The following is an 18,420-nucleotide window of genomic DNA, read 5'->3' as shown; positions in this document are numbered from 1 at the left end:
ATTCATGTCTCTAGAAATCGTCATTCTCGCCGCTGGCCAGGGCACCCGCATGCGGTCGGCCTTGCCCAAAGTGCTGCACCCGGTGGCCGGTAACTCCATGCTTGGCCATGTTATCCACAGCGCCCGGCAACTGGCCCCGCAACGCATCCACGTCGTCATCGGCCACGGTGCCGATGTGGTGCGTGAACGCCTGGCCGCGGATGACCTGAATTTCGTATTGCAAGACAAGCAACTGGGCACCGGCCACGCTACCGCCCAAGCCGTGCCGTTCATCAAAGCCGACACGGTGCTGATCCTCTACGGCGACGTGCCCCTGATCGAAGTGGAAACCCTGCAGCGCCTGCTCAAGCACGTCGTGCCCGGCCAGATGGGCCTGCTCACCGTCGAACTGGATGACCCTACCGGCTACGGCCGCATCGTGCGCAACGCCGACGGCAAGGTCGCCGCTATCGTCGAGCACAAGGACGCCAGCGACGCCCAACGCGCCATCACTGAAGGCAACACCGGGATTCTCGCAGTGCCGGCCAATCGCCTGGCGGACTGGATGAGCCGTTTGTCCAACAACAACGCCCAGGGCGAGTACTACCTGACCGACGTGATCGAAATGGCCGTCAACGATGGCTTGCTGGTCGCCACCGAACAGCCCCACGACCCGATGGAAGTGCAGGGCGCCAACGACCGCAAGCAACTCGCCGAACTGGAGCGTCACTACCAACTGCGCGAAGGCCGCCGCCTGATGGCCCAGGGCGTGACCCTGCGCGACCCGGCGCGCTTCGATGTGCGCGGTGAAGTCACCGTGGGCCGGGATGTGCTGATCGACATCAACGTGATTCTTGAAGGTCGTGTGATCATCGAAGACGACGTGGTGATCGGGCCGAACTGCGTGATCAAGGACAGCACCCTGCGCAAGGGCGTGGTGATCAAGGCCAACAGCCATATCGACGGTGCGGTGATGGGCGAGGGCAGCGATGCCGGCCCGTTTGCGCGCCTGCGTCCCGGCAGCGTGTTGGAAGCCAAGGCCCATGTGGGTAACTTTGTCGAATTGAAAAACGCCCATCTGGGCGAAGGCGCCAAGGCCGGCCACCTGACGTACCTGGGCGATGCGGTGATCGGCGCGCGGACCAACGTCGGCGCTGGCACCATCACCTGCAATTACGATGGTGCCAACAAGTATCAGACGACGATTGGTGAAGACGTATTCATCGGCTCCAATAACTCGCTGGTTGCACCTGTAACCATCGGTGATGGCTCAAACACCGCAGCGGGTTCAACCATCAATCAGGATGTGGATAAGTCCCAGCTTGCCGTGGCCCGCGCCCGTCAGCGCAACATCGACGGTTGGAAACGCCCGGTCAAAATCAAAAAGAGCTGAGTTATCCACAGTCTTATCAGCAACAAATAGTCAATGTGGGAGGGGGCTTTCCCCCGATGGCGACGGTCCAGTCAAAGCACTTAATGACTGACACACTGCTATCGGGGGCAAGCCCCCTCCCACATTAGCCCTTCGCCAGTTTCAAAAATTTGCGGCATGCTGCTTGACGATCTTTCGCCAATAGGCTTTTATTGCCTTCGTTATCTTTCGAAACGAAACATAAAGTCACCATGTCGAAACGAAATACACCCCAACGACGCCACAACATCCTGACCTTGCTCAATCAACTGGGCGAAGTCAGCGTGGATGAATTGGCCAAGCGTTTCGAAACCTCGGAAGTCACCATCCGCAAGGACCTGGCTGCCCTCGAAAGCAACGGCCTGCTGCTACGCCGTTACGGTGGTGCGATCACCATGCCCCAGGAGCTCGTCGGCGACCCTGCCCAGCCGATCTCGGTCTACAAGCGCGCCATCGCACGTGCCGCCGTGATGCGCCTGCGCGAACACGCACGCATCATCATCGACAGCGGCAGCACCACCGCCGCCATGATCCCCGAACTGGGCCACCAGCCCGGCCTGGTGGTGATGACCAACTCCCTGCACGTGGCTCGCGCCTTGAGCGAGCTGGAACACGAGCCGGTGCTGTTGATGACCGGCGGCACCTGGGACCCGCATTCGGACTCGTTCCAGGGCCAGGTCGCCGAGCAGGTGCTGCGTTCCTACGACTTTGATCAACTGTTCATCGGCGCCGACGGCATCGATCTGCAGCGCGGCACCACCACGTTCAACGAACTGCTGGGCCTGAGCCGCGTGATGGCCGAGGTTGCCCGTGAAGTGATGGTAATGGTCGAGTCCGACAAGATCGGCCGCAAGATTCCCAACCTGGAACTGCCCTGGAGCAGCGTCCATACCCTGATCACCGATGATCGCCTGCCGCATGAGGCCCGCGACCAGATCCAAGCCCGCGGCATTACGCTGATATGCGCGGCAATCATCTAGGAGAAACACCATGTGTGGCATTGTTGGCGCAGTCGCTGAACGTAACATCACCCCCATCCTGATCGAAGGCCTCAAACGCCTGGAATACCGCGGCTATGACAGCGCCGGTGTGGCGGTCTTCACCAACGCCGGCAAGCTGGAGCGCCTGCGTCGTCCGGGCAAGGTCAGCGAGTTGGACCAGGCCCTGGCCGGCGAACCGCTGGTCGGTCGCTTGGGCATCGCCCACACCCGTTGGGCCACCCACGGTGCGCCGTGCGAACGTAACGCCCACCCGCACTTCTCTGGCGACGTGGCCGTGGTACACAACGGCATCATCGAAAACCACGAAGCGCTGCGTGAACAGTTGAAGAGCCTGGGTTACGTGTTCACCTCGGACACCGACACCGAAGTCATCGCCCACCTGCTCGACCACAAGCTCAAGGACCACAGCGACCTGACCGCCGCCCTCAAGGCCACAGTCAAGGAACTGCACGGCGCCTACGGCCTGGCCGTGATCTGCGCGAGCCAACCCGACCGCGTGGTTGCCGCACGCAGTGGCAGCCCACTGGTGATCGGCCTGGGCCTGGGGGAAAACTTCCTCGCCTCCGACCAACTGGCCCTGCGCCAGGTCACCGACCGCTTCATGTACCTGGAAGAAGGCGATATTGCCGACATCCGCCGTGACAGCGTGGCGATCTGGGACGTAAACGGCAATTCCGTCGAGCGCGAAGCCGTGCAATACCGCGACGGCGCCGAAGCGGCCGACAAGGGCGCGTTCCGCCACTTCATGCTCAAGGAAATCCACGAGCAACCGGCCGTGGTGCAACGCACCCTGGAAGGTCGCCTTGGCGACAAGCAAGTGCTGGTCAACGCCTTCGGCCCGCAAGCCGCCGAGCTGTTCGCCAAGGTGCGCAATGTCCAGATCGTGGCCTGCGGCACCAGCTACCACGCTGGTATGGTTGCGCGTTACTGGCTGGAAGAACTGGCCGGCATCCCGTGCCAGGTCGAAGTCGCCAGCGAATTCCGCTACCGCAAGGTGGTGGTGCAGCCCGACAGCCTGTTCGTGACCATCTCGCAGTCCGGCGAAACCGCCGACACCCTGGCCGCCTTGCGTAACGCCAAAGAGCTGGGCTTCCTCGCCAGCCTGGCGATCTGCAACGTCAGCATCAGCTCCCTGGTGCGTGAATCCGACCTGACCCTGCTGACCCAGGCCGGTCGCGAAATCGGCGTGGCCTCCACCAAAGCCTTCACCACCCAACTGGTCGGCCTGCTGCTGCTGACCCTGTCCCTGGGCCAAGTGCGCGGCACCCTGGCCCCCGGCGTCGAAGCCACCCTGGTGGAAGAACTGCGCCGCCTGCCGACCCGCCTCGGCGAAGCGCTGGCGATGGACAGCACCGTAGAAAAAGTCGCCGAGCTGTTCGCCGACAAGAACCACACCCTGTTCCTCGGCCGTGGCGCGCAATACCCGGTGGCGATGGAAGGCTCCCTGAAGCTCAAGGAAATTTCGTACATCCACGCCGAAGCCTACCCGGCCGGCGAACTGAAACACGGCCCATTGGCCCTGGTGGATGACGACATGCCGGTGGTCACCGTCGCGCCGAACAACGAACTGCTGGAGAAGCTCAAGTCCAACCTGCAGGAAGTGCGCGCCCGCGGCGGCCAACTGATCGTCTTCGCTGACGAGAAAGCCGGCATGGTCAATGGCGAAGGCACCCACGTCATCAACATGCCGCACATCCACGACACCCTGTCGCCGATCCTCTACACCATCCCGCTGCAATTGCTGTCGTACTACGTCGCCGTGCTCAAGGGCACCGACGTTGACCAGCCGCGCAACCTGGCGAAGTCGGTAACGGTGGAGTAATACGGCTGGCGCCGGAAGGCCCGTCTGGTTTCAGACAATCACTGCCAAAAGCCCCTGATCTCAGGGGCTTTTCTTTTTTATGTGTCTCCACCACATACCCTATTTTGGATTGTGATCCTGCTGAAGGTTTAGTCTGGTACCAGTGATTAGACTTATTCACAGGGCAGATAATTTCCTAGGACTTTTTTGTACACATTCCATTTTGAGGATATGTGGAGGCTGCAGAAGGCATGGGAGGTTGGCTTGCGTGGAAGATGCAGTCCGATATTGATCGGCATATCGAAAAAGGCTTTGGGCAAGGAAGTCAGGAGCTGTATGTGCCATGGCTGCGCGTGCAGGACGTTCCATCTCAGGGCCGCTCACGTAAGGTCCACGGAGTAAAAGTTGATAGGCTTCATCATCTGCTGTCAGATCTTGAATACGGGTATTTGCTCGTAGCCGATTTTTCCCCAGAGGTGCTGGATATACGTGAGCAATTTCCTCTCCTGCCGGTACCGACCCTCCAGTCAATTGCCCATGCTTTGAGTATTCGTTATCCCGTTTATTGCAAGGTGTCTAGAGAATCCGGGGCGATTCACAACAAAAAATCAGCTAGCTCGTTATCGGCTCTATATAATAACGCTTCGCATTTAGCGGTTTAACCAGAAGCGCGTACCGCCTTGAAGACGGCGCGCCTCATCGCTCAGAAGGATCTCTATGCAAAGCTTTATGCACCCCTCGACGCGCCTGTACGGTGCACTGGTTGTGATCATCGGCCTGCTGTTCATGACGCAGGCCCGCGCCGATTACACCGACCTTTCTCTGATTCACGAAAAAAACATCCGGTCGTACGCAGTGAATGCCGACGGCAGTTTCGTACTGGATGTCGAGCTGGTTTCGTTGATCAAAGAAGAGCGCGCGATCAAAACCAACGCCCAGCATTCAGTAAGCTACAACCGCACGCTGGAAACCTTGGATATCGTTGACGCCTACACCTTGAAACCGGATGGACGCAAAGTCGTCGTAGCCGCAGACCGGATCAAGGAGCAGCAGGAGCAGGCCTCCACTGAAGCGCCAATGTTCCAGGACTCACGGGTCAAGGTGGTGATATTCCCCGAGCTGCAGGTGGGTGATCGCATAGTTATGCACTATCAGCGCCATCGCAACACACCGTTGTTCCCCGGGCAGTTCGAAGACCTGTTTTCACCGGACTTCTATCGCAACGAGCAGGTGAGTTTCACCTACGACATGCCCGCCGAGATGAAGTTGTACGCCGACTTCCGGGGGTTCAAAGCATCCGTCCCCACCACCGCTAACGGGCGGACCGTCTACCGTTGGGACTTGCAAGCTAGTGAAAAAAAACGCGTGGAAGAAGGCTCCGTGGCTTACACCGATTACGGACAATTGCTAGCCGTTTCCACCTTCACCGACTACAAACAATTTGCTCAAGCCTACGCCGCTAGGGCAAAGGTAGACGTGACTCCAGCCATCACGCAACTGGCAAGTGAGCTCACTGCCAACCTCGATACCCCGCGCGCCAAAGCCCTGGCGTTGAGCGATTGGGTGCGCAAGAATATCCGTTACGTGGCCGTTTACGTTGGAGCGGGCGGCGTAGTGCCGCATGCCGCACAGGCGGTGCTGGATAATCGCTACGGCGACTGCAAAGACCATGTCGTCTTGCTAGAAGCCTTGCTCAAGGCTGCCGCCATCGAAAGCTCGCCCGCGCTGATCAACCTCGGTAATGCCTACGTACTGCCGAAGGTGCCGACTCTGGGCCTGCTCAACCACGTGATTACCTACGTGCCCAGCCTCGACCTATATCTGGACTCGACTGCCACGCCTATCGCGGCGGGTTATTTGCCCATTCAGGAATTGGGCAAGCCGGTGCTGCAGACCCAGAGCGGTGAACGCGGCCATACCCCATACCATCAGCAAAGCAACGTGAACACAACGCTGTCTTTCAAGATCGACGGCAAAGGCGCTGCCGATTTTACCCATGCATCCACTGCGCAAGGTTGGGGGGCGGAATTCAGTCGCTTCATATTCAAGGCCATGCAGCCAGCCGACCGCGATCAGTTGGTGCAACAGATTTTGAGTATGTACGGGCAATCCGGCAGTGGTGTAATCGAAAACGATTCAATGGAAGGCAACGCCAATACTTTCACGTCGACGATGAGCGGCCATACCAAAAATCTGGTGAGCCTGCCCGGCCCTACCGGAGTTCGTACCCTCTCCAGCCTGGCCGGCGGCATCGCCCAGAACGTGTTTTCGTTCATTGCCGAAAACGAGCGCACGCAAACCTCTACCTGTATGTCGGGTGAAATCTCTGAGGAGGCGCGACTGGCGTTTCCCGGCAACGTGAAAATTCTGGCACTCCCCAAGGCGGTCACGATGAAACAAAACGGCTTCGACTACCGCTCAACCTATGTGAAGAAAGCCAATACGGTCCTGATCACGCGACACTATGCATTCTCCAAGCCGAACGTGTTGTGCACGCCCGAAGAGTTCGCGGCGATGAAGCCGACGATTGAAGGCATGGTCAATGACCTGAAAAGCCAGATCATTGTGCGGACGATGTAACCCCGATGCTCGCGTGACCGGCAGGTGTGCCATCACGCGAAGGGCATGACGAACCGGGTTCTAACGGTCCGTCATGTTCTGTAGTGAAACATTGAGGTTGAGGTCTTCCAGTAATGTGTAGCCGAGACACAGATCAATCAGGGTGTTGATGCTGACCCCGGATTGACCCAATTGCCGACGCAAGACTGTCCCATCTCTAAAACTGCAACAATCGAGCACAGACAATGATTCACGAGGAGTCAGACTGGGTCAGTGAAATCTCGGCAACTGGGTCAACTCGGCATCAGCGCCAACAGCCTCAGCAGCATTTGCGGGGCAGAGCCTCGTCAGCACTGAAGTCTTTGAGACCGCACCGTTGTTCGGTGGCGTTAGCGAAGCGACGTAGCATTTGGATTGCACCCTCACGGGCTTCTTTCGATAAGTCAGATGCGAGATTGCGAGCCTCTGCGACTAAATCCGATCGAATACTTTCATAAAGCGTCACGCCTTCGGGCGTCACGGTGATCGCCAGCGCGCGGCCGTCAGTGGCATCTGGAACACGGCAAACCAGCCCCTGTTTTGCAAGCGAATCGACTAACCGGCTCGCGTTGCTCTTGTCGAGAAAAAGCTCACTGGCCAACGATTGAACGCGAACCGGCCCAGCCTTTATCACATGCTCAAGCGCATAGCATTGAGTGACGGACAGGCCTTCGCAGCAGCTGCGATCTCTGTCACGAAACTGGTAGACCCTAACCAAGTGACTCAGGGCTTCGTAAAGCTGTTCGGCATCCTGGTCGATCTGATCAATGTTTGGCATAGCACTCGGCTCGCAATTCCGGGGAAACGCTAATACCACCTTAGCAGGCGCAGCGACACATTTTTCTGGGCATAAGCGCCTGCGAAATTGTTCAATTATATTAGTTGCGGGTCGCAACGTATTTTGCGATTGTGAAGTGCAGGCACAACTTGCAGGCCTTTCAGAGGCGGTTCCGGTAACGCGGGGAGGTACATGGATGTTGGTAGAAGCGCTTAGGACGAAAACACGCTCCCGGTTACGGAACCTAGGGAGCCGTGTCTCCATTCCTCTCCCTGTCGCGATGTTGCTGGGTGCGATTCTGATCCCTCTTCTTGCCGGCACCAACAGCAGTGACGTGTTCCAATCGCTGAGCAAAGGATTCGCAAACAACCTTGGCTATTTCGCCATCGTCATCCTGAGCGCGTTTTTCATTGCCGGCTGGATCTCGACGCAAGGAAGTGCGTCCTTCGGAAAATTCGGCATCTCTCTGTCACCCTTGCTGGGTGCTGGCATGGTTTGTCCCGATACAGCCTATGCGTCTCTTGCTCCCATTGCCGGGCAACACCGCAAGTACATTGCAATCGGATGCTACTCGGGATTCAAGCTGTTAATGCCCGCGGGCCCGCTGATCATTGGGATTGGGTTAGGGGCCAACACGCATGACCCAAAGTTTCTGTATCTAGGGTTGCTGCTGACAGTCGTCACCTGGGTTGTCGGGACGGTCTGGACGTACTGGACGACCCGCACAGATTGTTCATCACCCAACGATTCGACTGATCCCACCGTGCCTCACGACTCGGTTATCAAGGTGATCCTGCCTCTGGCTGTATTTTTCCTGCTCCTGATCACCGGCTACGCCATTCCAAAGAACCAGCACTCCATCATCGAGTTCTTCACTACTCCCGCCGGTGCGTTGATCGCCACATCGTTGTTGATTGCGCTTAGCTGCAAACCTGGTGAGGTTCAAGATCTGCTGTCCAAAGCGATGCGTAGAACCAGCCCGTTATTGTTCACCATCGGTTGTGCGTCTGCTTTGGGCCAAGCCCTCGGTTTGGTGCTTCCCAAGGAACTGATTCAGCACGCATTCAGCGCGTCGGGCAGCACCACGCATATTTTGGTGGGGGTGTTCCTGCTGGCTGCGGTATTCAAAACACTGAATGGCTCTTCCCTTGCGACCTTTGCCGCGATCCCTCCTGTTCTCTCTCCAATCCTTGCGTCTGGCGCGGTGGACTTGATGAGCGTCACATTCGCCGTCTGTCTGGGATCGTTCGTCGCCATTCTCCCTAACGACAGCTATTACTGGCTGGTCAAATCGGACGCCTTTCCCGAATACAGCACCGGCAGGTATATGCGTTTGATGACCGCCGGTTCAGTTCTACAAGCATTGATCGGTCTGGCGGTTCTTCTGCTGATATCGCCTTAACTTCGAACGCCTACAAAACCAACGGCGATCTCGAGCCACCGAATCGTCGTGCCTGAACTCAAAGAGAAAGAGAATGGAGTACTTGGTCGCCATGAATTACAACGTGAGGGTCGCTACACCCGCTGATGCCTCTGCCATTCAGGCTATCTATGCGCCGATGGTTTTGAACACAGCCATCTCGTTTGAGCTGACGCCACCAACTGTCGATGAAATGGCAGAGCGGATCGCCGCAACACTGCCGATGTATCCCTATCTGGTAGCCGAGATGAATGGCGATGTCGTTGGATACGCTTATGCAAGCCAGCATCGCGCTAGAGAAGCCTATCGCTGGTCGGTAGATGTCACCGTCTATGTCGACCCTGCCGTACACCGAAAAGGGGTTGGTCGTGCGCTTTATCAGCGGCTTCTACCGCTCCTCGAGAAACAGGGGTTTCATACGGCCTACGCCGGCATTGCCTTACCCAACGCGGGGAGCATCGGTATCCATGAAGCGCTCGGTTTTACCCATATCGGCACGTACCCTGAGGTTGGGTACAAGCACGGTCAATGGCATAGCGTTGGTTATTGGCGCAAACCACTTTGTGCAGTGACACCACCAATAGAAATCATCCCGTTCAGTGACGTAAAGGGAGAGTAGAGCAGCAAGAGGGCTGCCAGATGCTACTGCGCCAGCGTCGACATTGGTGTCTGCAGCCTCCAGGAGCTGATCGAGAATGCTGAAGCCTTCATGGTTGTGGATCAGGTGATTCACCAGATCATTCGCATCTGACAAGCTGAAGACGGGCGTATTGGTTCCCAGCAAACAACCACGTAGATTGCGAGCGTTTTAATTCTCTAGATCCACCGCCGGGTCTCCAGGCTCGACCCGGAACGGAAGCCCCCTACAAAAGGACGCGACATTCATGGACACTCCCTTCTGCCCAATCCACGCACGTTTGAACAATCGTCGCTTTACGGTCGCGAACAATGCCCACGGGCTATCCGGTGCCGGCACGGTGTTTCATTACCTTGTCGAAGGGGAGGCCATCTCCGGCTCTTACCAAGGCGGTCGAATCCGCGTGGGCACGCAGGTCGGGCGTGTGACGGGCGCTGATACCATCGAGTTGCTGTATCAATGCCTGACGCTTGAGGGCGAGTTGCTGGCCGGCTGGTCGCGTGGCACGGTGGGTGTGGATCAGGCCGGGCGTACCACCTTGAGCTTCGTTTGGGGATGGTTGTCGGGCGCGACGGGCGGTGGGGAGTCGAGTTACGTGGAGATCAGCGCCTAGCGGTCAGGCGCGTTCGCCCGCTCACGGCACAAACTCCACCCGCAGCGCCCGGCTCGCACTGCGGCCCTGATCGTCACTGACCCGCAATCGGTACTCCCCCGACTTGCCCGGTCGCCAATTCAGCGTGGATTGCGGCGGGCCTTGGCCGATCAGGGTCTGGTCGGCAAACCAGTACAACGTCGTCGCGTCGCTGGCCGCGTTGGCATTCAGCGCAATGCTTTCCTGCGGTTGGGACAGGCGCAATTGATAGCTCACCTGGGTCAGCGGCGAACGGATCTGCGGGGCTTCGCTCTGGTCGCCGATGCGGTTGGGCTGGCAGTTTTTCATCACCGTAGGCGGCGTGCGTCGCGCCAGGCCGGCGGCGCGGTACAGGCGTTGTACGTCGCTGGGCCAGAACTCGAAGACTTCTTCGCGGGTGTACTGCGGGTCGAACGGCGGGCAGGCGGCTTTGCCGGTGCGGGTGTCGATCAGCACCGGGCGGTGCAGGTTGGACACGCGAATCGGCGAGACGCCGGGGATGTACCAGGTTTTGCGGGTCTGCGGGCACCAGCGGTTGGGCAATTCGCCGGAGGCCGCGCAGACGTCGATACGGATCAGCCCGGGCGGCGGCTTGTCGGGTTTGATCTGCACGTTGGGCAAGGCCAGGGGCAGGGCGTCGGCGATGCGGAAGAACAGCGGCGCGGCGGTCTTGGCGCCGATGAACGCCGGGTTCGGTCGCCCATCGAAGTTACCGACCCACACCACCAGCACGTAGGGGCCGACCAGCCCGGCACTCCATGCGTCGTGGAAGCCCCAGGAGGTGCCGGTTTTCCAGGCGGTGCGCCAGTGCCGGCCCGGCAGGCCATCCGGGCGCGGGTTGCGGCGCAGCATGTCGCGCACCATGAAGGCGGCTTGAGGCGTCAGCAGCGCGGGGCCGCTGGCCTGGGGCTGTTCCTGTAAATAGCGCAACGGCCGCAGGTGCCCGTCGCCGGCCAGCATCAGGTACAGCCGCGCCAGCTCTTCGGGCGTCATCTCGCCGCCGCCGAGGGCCAGGGCCAGGCCGTAATGGCTTTCACCGCGCAGGCCCTTGATGCCGGCGCGTTGCAACAAGCCGTATAACGAAGGCGATTTCACCTGGCTGGCGAGCCACACGGCGGGGATATTGCGGCTACGGATCAACGCATCGCGCGCCGTCAGTGGCCCGACAAAACTGCCGTCGAAATTCTCCGGTTGGAAGTAGCCGAAGTTACTGGGTAAATCCTTGAGGATGCTCATGGGGTGGATCACCCCCTGGTCCAGCGCTAATCCATAGAGGAACGGTTTGAGCGTCGACCCCGGCGAACGCCGCGCCAGCACGCCATTGACCTGGCCATGGATGCCTGTGGATAAGTAATCCGCCGAGCCCACCAGTGCCTTGACGCTCTGGTCGCGGCTGTCGATCAGGATCGCCGTGGCGTTTTCCACCCCCGTGCCGCGCCGCTCGGCGATAAAGCCGCTGATCAAGCGTTCGAGCAATTGTTGCAAGGGCAGGTTGAGGGTGCTGTTCAGCTCGTTGCCGGGCTGGGACGCGAGCAACTGTTCGCTCAAGTGCGGCGCCAGAAACGCGATCTGCTGGCGGTTGCGCGCTTCCAGGGGCACGTCCAGCAGGCTGTCGTTGCGCGGGTCCTGTGGATAAGTTGCGCGCCAGTCGTTCATCAAGCGCTGCCGTGCGTTTTGCAACGAGGGCCCGAAGCGCGCGCGTCGCCCCGGCTGCTGGGGGATCACCGCCAGTGCCAGCGCTTCAGACAACGACAACTGCGCCGCCGCCTTGCCGAAGTAAATGCGACTCGCCGCCTCGGCGCCTTCGATATTGCCGCCCATGGGCGCCAGGTTCAGGTAGGCCTCAAGGATGTCGTGCTTGCTGTAACGCGCTTCCAGCCACAAGGCCAAGGCCATCTGTTGCAGCTTGCCCGGCACCTGGCGGGTGTTCAGATCCCACAAGCGCCGCGCCAGTTGCATGCTCAACGTCGAGCCGCCCTGGCGCTGGCCGCCGCTGTAAGTGGCCATGGCCGCACGCAGCAACGCCGGGGGATTGATCCCCGGGTGCCAGTAGAAATTACGGTCTTCCTTGAGCAGCAAGGCCTCGATCAATGACGGAGAAAACCGCTCCAGCGGTAGCCATAAGCGGTATTGCCCGTCATCCGCCAAGGTCATGCGCAACAGCGAGCCGTCATCGGCCAGCACCACCCTTGAGGATGTCACCGCCTGTTCCAGCGGAGCATGTGGCCACAGCCGCAGCCCCGCCAGCAGTACCGCCGCTGCCAGCAGCGGCGTCAGGCGTTTAAGGCTTGGTAATTTCAAGCTGGCCTACTTTGCCGCGCCCTTGCAGGGTGGTTTCGTACATGCCTTCGGCGTAGGCCGGTGGCGTATTGAAGGTACCGGCGTTGGTGGCGCGCACGCGGTACACGAAAGTGCCTACGTCACGCAGTGCGGTGCCGTACAACACCACCCGATCATCGCGCACGTCCACGTAGTCTGGCTGCCAGTTGCTCAGCTCGGTTTCGCCGATAGGTGCTTGCCAGGCGTCAGGCGTTTCGCTGTCTTCTACGTATTCCGCTTCCTCGCCTTCACTGTCATCGGTGCTGGCGGCCTCCGGCTCCGGCGGCAAGTTATACACAGGCTCGACGCCACCGGGCAGCAGGTCGACCACCGCCACTTGCTGCACTTGATCGCGGTCGGTCGCCCTCAGGCGCAGGCGCACCAGGAACTCATCGCCCACCGCGACTGTGTTTACCGGCTCGCCGTTGAGGTCGAGGTACTCGTGGATAATTTCCAGGCCATTGTTGATCGGTTTGAGCTTGGCACCTTTATCAAAGCCGGCTTCGCTGAGCATGTAGAACGCTGCCGGGCCGTCGGATTTTTCCATCAGCAATTTTTGCGTGGCGCTCGGCACTGCGGCGCGCGGCGGTTGGCCGGCCATCTCCAGCAATTGTTGCTGTTTGTCGCCCAACCACGCGCTGGCCTTGAGGGTCATGTCGCTTTGTGCGCGCTGGCCGTAGTTATCCAGGGCGCGCAGTAACAGCGCCGCCGACAGCGAGTTGTAACGTTGCTCGTTAAGGCGCTTGCCGAGTTTATCCAGCAGCGCCGCCGGCACCTCGTCCAGCAGCTCGGGGAAATGCCGTGCCAGCAAGTGCAGGTGTTCGGCGTCATGCACCAACGGGTCGTAATACAGACCGTCGCTGTTCCACTTATCCACAAGCGAACGCCATGGAATCTTACGGAACAGCGTATCCGCCTGGCGATCCTGCTTGAGCAGCTTGTAGCTGGCGGCCAGGTAGGCGGCGCCCAGGTCGTTCTGCCAGGTGTCCTTGAAGTAGCGCTCGTAGCGCTCACGGATATCGCTCAAGGCGCCGCTCACCAGAATCCCCTGACGGCTCAGCAGGTAACTGGCGTAGGCACGGTTGCGCAATTCCGACAGGCCTTCGCTGGGGCCGTTGGCCAGGTCTGTCAGATAGGTATTGGCCCGTACCAGCAGGTCTTCCGGCACCGGCAGCCCGCGTTCCTTGGCTTCGATCAGGAAGTCGGTGGCGTACAGGCTGGCATATGGCGCTACATCCGGATTGGCCGCCCACAAACCGAAACCGCCGGCCTGGTTCTGGCGCTGGCGCAACATCCGCACCGCGCTGGCGAAGGCCTGTTCGGCCTCGGGCGCGTTGCCACCCCAGATCAACGCCGGCATGGCTTTGGACACCAACTGTTCGGTGCAGGCGTAGCCGTAGTCATCCAGGTAATGCTTGAGACCGTTGGCCCACACCAGTGGCGACGCCGCCACACCCAGTTGCACGTCGCGCAGTTGGCTGAACAGTTCGCGGGTGGGCTTGAGCTCTTTGCTGGCGCTGTCGAAACGGCCCAGGCTCAGGGCCACGCGGTGTTCGCTCAGAGGGCGGATCGAGGTGGTTTCCGCCACCTGAATGCGCTTGCCATTCGGCAACACGGCGATAAAGCGCAGATCTGCCGAGCCGAGGGTGTCGCCGACCTTGATCTTGAACTCGGCGGTGCCTTCCTTGCGCGGTTGCAGCGACAAGGTGCTGCCTTTGTCGCCCTGCACGTTGAGGCCGTTGCTGGTCTGCACTTCAAACTTCACATCCGCCGCTGCGTCGAGGTTGCTGAACACCCCGGCGCTCACGTTGAACACATCCCCCGGCGCGACGAAAGCCGGTACGTTTGGCGTGATCACGAGCGGCCCGCGCACCTCGGTAGTGGCCTCGCTGACGCCCACGCTGTCGGCGTCCACCGCCACCGAGAACAGGTGCAGCTTGCCGTTGAAACTGTCCGGCACCTGGTAATGCAGCACGCTTTCACCGGCTGGCAAGTCCACCAGCCCGGACCACCAGGCCACAGGCGGCTGGTGTTTACGCTTGAACGGGTTGAGGTGATTGGCCAACGCGCCTTCGGTATCGCCACCGGGCGCGGCTCCACTGAGCAGGCGGCTGAATTCCGGCAGGATCAGGTCAAGAATCTGACTGGTGCCGACTTCCAGCGCACGTTTCTGGAAGAAGAAGCCCAGCGGGTCCGGCGTCTGGTAGCGCGCCACCTGCAGGATGCCTTCGTCCACCGCATACACCACCGCACGGCCCGGGCGGTCGGCGTTGACCTTGATATCCAGAGTCTGCCCCGGTTCGATCTGCGCCGGGCCGTCAACCTTCAATGGCATGCGCCGCGCATCCAGGTTGATGCTGAACGGCACCACGCCGTAGGACAGCGGGCTCATGTAGACCTCGGACGAACCGATGTCGCGCACAAACTGCACGTTGACGTAGGCATTGCCCTCAAGCCCTGCGGGCACGCGGATATGTTGCACGCTGTTGGTGCTGTCGGCCTTGAACCACTGCTGGGTGTAGACCTTGTCACGCTCGATGGTGATCAGGCCCGCCCCGGTGTACGGCGCGCGGACACTGATGGCAATCTCATCCCCCGTTGCGTAACTGCGTTTATCCAGGCGCAGTTGCAGCTCGGCGTTGCGCTCCAGGGAGCGCGAGGTGTTGCCGCGCCCGGCCACGCTGTAGTCGATCTGGTTCAGCAGCTTGCCGTTGGCGTCCTTGAGTTGCAGGGTGAAATCGCCAGGGGTGGCGGTGTTCAGGGTTTGCTTGGCGCCGTCCTTGGTCATCACCAGCGGCGAGGCGGGCTGGCTGATGTTCTTGATCCGCGATTCGTATTTGTAGGTGCCGTTGGACTGCTTCACCAGCACCGAGACGTAGCGGTGCTCGACCACTTCGCTGGTCAGCCCGTCCACCGCCAGCGGCGTGAGATCCGGCGCGACGGCCAACCATTGCACCTGGCGCGGGGCGTCCTTGGCGACATACGACAGCGAGTCCTGACTTTTCACACCCACCAGGTAGGGCGCAGACGACACCAGCAACGCACTTTGCGCCGCCACATTGCGCCCGCCTTCGGCCTCGAACACCTGGGTCATTACCTGCAGGCGGTAAGTGCTGTTGGCGAAGCGTTGCAGGTTGAGGTCGAGCACGGCCTGGCCGTTGTCATCGACGGTGGTCTCGGCCAGGTCTTCGGTGCTGGCCTCTTCCAGCGCATCGTTGAGGCGGAAGCGGTAATCGGGGTAACGCTCGAACGCCGCGAGCGTCGGGCTCAGGGACATCTTCGCGGTCACGCGACGGCCGGCCGCCGGGGCGCCGAACAGGTGCATTGCGCTGACTTTGGCCACCACCTGCTCCGGTGGAATCCAGCCCGGCACCGGCGTGTCGTGCAGGCTCAGGCTGACTTTCATACGGTCCGGCTCGAAGTCGCGGACCTTGAAGCTGACACTGCCCAGGTCGGTACGGGTCTGTTTCGCGCCGATCAGTTGCAAAGTCGCGGTGTAATCCCCGGCCGGGGCCACTTCGCTGCTGGGGAAATCAAAGGTTTCAAAACCGCTGGCGGACAGCTTCAGCGGCTGGCGAATCACTTCCAGGCCGCGAGGGTCGGTGATTTGCAGCTCCACCGGCAAGCCTTGCAGGGCGCCTTTCCAGTTGCCGCTGCGCACGATCATGCCCAGGTGCGCGGTTTCGCCGGGCCGGTACAGGCCACGGTCGGTGAACAGGTAGGCGCTGAGGCGGTCGATCGCACCGTCTTCTTGCAAACCACCTACGTCGAAGCGCGACAGATCCAGCTGTTGGGACTGACGGGCAATCGGCAGGAAGGATTGGTCATTACCGCGACTGACCACATACATCAGTGGCGTTTTCTCACGGCGCAGTTCATCGAGTTTGGCGAAATGCGCGTGGCCTTCGGCGTCGGTGTGGCCGCTGGCGACCGGCAGACCGTTACGGCCGATGATGTCGACTTGCGCGTCGGCCACCGGCGAACCGTTGCCGATGGACTGCACATACACGTCATGGCTGCCGTCGCTGGAGCGCTTGGCGATGATCCCGAGGTCTGTCACCACGATAAAGCGCAGGTCGCTGGTGCTGCTGCGGGAGTAGTCGAATGTGCGTTCGGCCGGGTCATCCTGTGGGCTGAGCTTGAGTACGAAAATACCGCGTCGGCCGCCGTTGGCGGTCAGGTAATGGCTGAGGTCGACGTTGTCGTAGACGGTTTTCGCCGGGTCGTTGGACGACAGCGGAATATCCAGCGACTGACGCTCGACCATGCGATCGAAGTACTCATTACCGAAGTTCGGCCGTGCAAAGCTGCCGCTGCTCTGGTCCACCAAATGCTGCAACTGGTTGGGCAGCAGGCGAGCGATTTCCACATGGGCGCCGGGCACGCCACGGGCCATGAAACCCAGGCGTTTTTCGCCGGTGAGGCTGAGCAAGGCGCCGTCGGAGAGGAACTGCAACGTGCGCGGGTAGGCCGGCATGCTGATCAGCGACGCTGTGGGGTTTTTCGCCAGGTAGCCGCCGATGGCTTCCAGATTGGCGGGCACGCGCACATACAGCGCACGACCGGCCGGGGCCTTGAACTTGAATGCGTGCAGGGTGTTGAGCGGTTCGACGCTGGGCACGTGGGTCAGGTTGACCTTGGTGCTGCGGGCCAGCAGGGCATCGTCGATGTCGTTGCTGTTATAGGGGCGCGTGTCGTCCTCGGCTTTTTCCGGTAGCAACCAGGCCTGGACCTTACCGGCGATGGTGTCATCGGCTACGGCGCTGGAACTGCTGAACATCAACACCGGCTCGGGTTCGCCGCGTTCGTTGTCGACAAAGCTCACTTCGGCAGCGGTAAACGTCAGGCGATAGCGACCGGGCACGGTGACTTCGGCCACCAATGGCGCGTTGCTGGCGTTGCCGCCGTCCCGGGCCTTGATGCCTTCGTCGAGCTTGGCGCTGACGGGCGTGCTTTCCAGCGGGGTGGCCAGGGCGGCGGAGCGTACATAGGCGTTGAGCTTGGTCTCGTCGAAGCTGATTTCCGGGCGATTGGGTAACTGGGCGTCGCGGTAGGCGAGGCCTTTGCCGAGAATGATCGAAACCCGCTTGCGTAGGCTTTCTTCGTCGACCGGGTGGGAAAAACGGAAAGTCGCCACCAGTTGTTTCAGCGTCGGGTTGGACGGGTCCTGATACAACTCGTTCTGCGAAAGGCTGGCGCGGAACGGTTGAGTGGAGAACTGGCCGCTGTACTGGCTGAGCAACACGCCGTCGGCGAGCAGGTTTTTCTTCGCCAGATCGAAGGTGTAATGGGTGTCGATGGGCCAGTCTTTTTCCGGCGTGAACAGCAACGTGCGGTCATCAGACCAGCGCCAGGCCCCGGCTACAGCGGGTTTAAGGGTAATGCCGGCGGTGACCGGCTTGCCGATCGCCGCCAGGGGCGCGACGGACTCGGCAAAACGCACCTGCAAGTTATCCACAACCGCGGGTTGCTGGGTGTAGTCGGTCAGGTTGGGGTTGTGCAGCGAATAACCCACGGTGTGCGGCTGCGGCAGGTTGGAGTACCACTGCCAGCCGTAGAACCCGGCGGCGGCCAGCAGCACCAGGCCCAACACTCCGCCCCCGGCCCGGCGCGGGTAAGCGCGGGCCTTGCTGCCCAGGTTCAGCACGCCCCGGCCGATGGCGCGTAGCCAGAACGGCGGCTGCCATTGGCCGAACAGGGCACCCACCACAGTTATTAACGCACCGAACAAACGGCGAAAGATCGTTTTTAACGTGTCGAACATGGTGAGCATCCCTGGCTAAGTGCGGCGTATCTTACACGCGTCTTTGCGACAAAAGATGAGGTCGATACGTCACATCAATGC

11 protein-coding genes are annotated in these 18,420 nt (G+C 60.5%); 8 read left to right on the top strand and 3 right to left on the bottom strand.

The genetic code is table 11. The features are described from left to right. Positions 1 to 4 precede the first annotated feature (4 nt). From glmU to NR164_RS11375, 5 genes are all read left to right on the top strand, one after another. A complete protein-coding gene (gene glmU, locus NR164_RS11395) occupies positions 5 to 1,372 on the top strand; it encodes a bifunctional UDP-N-acetylglucosamine diphosphorylase/glucosamine-1-phosphate N-acetyltransferase GlmU (protein WP_057004919.1) in 1,368 nt (455 codons plus the stop codon). 230 nt (positions 1,373 to 1,602) lie between these two features. Continuing rightward, positions 1,603 to 2,370 (top strand): DeoR/GlpR family DNA-binding transcription regulator, encoded by a 768-nt coding sequence (locus NR164_RS11390; RefSeq protein WP_256822766.1) that lies wholly within the window; start codon positions 1,603 to 1,605, stop codon positions 2,368 to 2,370. Between the two features lie 10 nt (positions 2,371 to 2,380). After that, positions 2,381 to 4,213: a glutamine--fructose-6-phosphate transaminase (isomerizing) gene (gene glmS, locus NR164_RS11385; protein ID WP_046381583.1), complete on the top strand. Its 1,833-nt coding sequence runs from the start codon at positions 2,381 to 2,383 to the stop codon at positions 4,211 to 4,213. Positions 4,214 to 4,425: 212 nt separating this feature from the next. Then, positions 4,426 to 4,854, top strand: coding sequence for a hypothetical protein (locus tag NR164_RS11380; protein ID WP_256350887.1), 429 nt, complete (start codon positions 4,426 to 4,428; stop codon positions 4,852 to 4,854). 55 nt (positions 4,855 to 4,909) lie between these two features. Beyond that, complete coding sequence (locus tag NR164_RS11375; RefSeq protein WP_256822765.1) at positions 4,910 to 6,772, top strand: DUF3857 and transglutaminase domain-containing protein; 1,863 nt, start codon at positions 4,910 to 4,912, stop codon at positions 6,770 to 6,772. 298 nt (positions 6,773 to 7,070) lie between these two features. On the opposite strand, the gene NR164_RS11370 is transcribed toward NR164_RS11375, so the two are convergent. Beyond that, complete coding sequence (locus NR164_RS11370; protein ID WP_046381585.1) at positions 7,071 to 7,568, bottom strand: MarR family winged helix-turn-helix transcriptional regulator; 498 nt, start codon at positions 7,566 to 7,568, stop codon at positions 7,071 to 7,073. A 196-nt stretch (positions 7,569 to 7,764) separates the two neighbouring features. Between NR164_RS11370 and arsQ the strand changes: the two genes are divergently transcribed. The 3 genes from arsQ to NR164_RS11355 all read left to right on the top strand — a co-directional run bounded on the left by arsQ (position 7,765) and on the right by NR164_RS11355 (position 10,238). After that, the gene (arsQ, locus tag NR164_RS11365; RefSeq protein WP_256822764.1) at positions 7,765 to 8,970 is read left to right on the top strand and encodes an arsinothricin export permease ArsQ; all 1,206 of its coding nucleotides are present in this window, start codon (positions 7,765 to 7,767) and stop codon (positions 8,968 to 8,970) included. A gap of 91 nt (positions 8,971 to 9,061) precedes the next feature. Beyond that, positions 9,062 to 9,607, top strand: coding sequence for an arsinothricin resistance N-acetyltransferase ArsN1 family B (locus tag NR164_RS11360; RefSeq protein WP_046385144.1), 546 nt, complete (start codon positions 9,062 to 9,064; stop codon positions 9,605 to 9,607). A gap of 265 nt (positions 9,608 to 9,872) precedes the next feature. Further along, on the top strand, positions 9,873 to 10,238 hold the full coding sequence (locus NR164_RS11355; RefSeq protein ID WP_046381587.1) for a hypothetical protein: 366 nt from the start codon (positions 9,873 to 9,875) through the stop codon (positions 10,236 to 10,238). Between the two features lie 21 nt (positions 10,239 to 10,259). Here the strand turns inward: NR164_RS11355 and pbpC are convergent, their stop codons facing one another. Beyond that, positions 10,260 to 12,557 (bottom strand): penicillin-binding protein 1C, encoded by a 2,298-nt coding sequence (pbpC, locus tag NR164_RS11350; protein ID WP_046381588.1) that lies wholly within the window; start codon positions 12,555 to 12,557, stop codon positions 10,260 to 10,262. Continuing rightward, positions 12,538 to 18,339, bottom strand: a complete 5,802-nt coding sequence (locus tag NR164_RS11345) for an MG2 domain-containing protein (protein WP_256822763.1) — start codon at positions 18,337 to 18,339, stop codon at positions 12,538 to 12,540. Before NR164_RS11345 ends, pbpC begins: the two co-directional genes overlap by 20 nt. Positions 18,340 to 18,420: the final 81 nt, after the last annotated feature.

Origin of the sequence: Pseudomonas sp. Pse79 (genome assembly GCF_024519615.1) — a bacterium.
GTDB classification, from domain to species: domain Bacteria; phylum Pseudomonadota; class Gammaproteobacteria; order Pseudomonadales; family Pseudomonadaceae; genus Aquipseudomonas; species Aquipseudomonas veronii.
The sequence above is the reverse complement of the archived record's forward strand: the minus strand, read 5'-3'. Positions and strand labels throughout refer to the sequence as shown.

Coding starts and splice junctions, on each gene's coding strand:
- glmU (WP_057004919.1), top strand. CDS start 5: ATGTCTCTAGAAATCGTCATTCTCGCCGCTGGCCAGGGCACCCGCATG.
- NR164_RS11390 (WP_256822766.1), top strand. CDS start 1,603: ATGTCGAAACGAAATACACCCCAACGACGCCACAACATCCTGACCTTG.
- glmS (WP_046381583.1), top strand. CDS start 2,381: ATGTGTGGCATTGTTGGCGCAGTCGCTGAACGTAACATCACCCCCATC.
- NR164_RS11375 (WP_256822765.1), top strand. CDS start 4,910: ATGCAAAGCTTTATGCACCCCTCGACGCGCCTGTACGGTGCACTGGTT.
- NR164_RS11370 (WP_046381585.1), bottom strand. CDS start 7,568: ATGCCAAACATTGATCAGATCGACCAGGATGCCGAACAGCTTTACGAA.
- arsQ (WP_256822764.1), top strand. CDS start 7,765: ATGTTGGTAGAAGCGCTTAGGACGAAAACACGCTCCCGGTTACGGAAC.
- NR164_RS11360 (WP_046385144.1), top strand. CDS start 9,062: ATGAATTACAACGTGAGGGTCGCTACACCCGCTGATGCCTCTGCCATT.
- NR164_RS11355 (WP_046381587.1), top strand. CDS start 9,873: ATGGACACTCCCTTCTGCCCAATCCACGCACGTTTGAACAATCGTCGC.
- NR164_RS11345 (WP_256822763.1), bottom strand. CDS start 18,339: ATGTTCGACACGTTAAAAACGATCTTTCGCCGTTTGTTCGGTGCGTTA.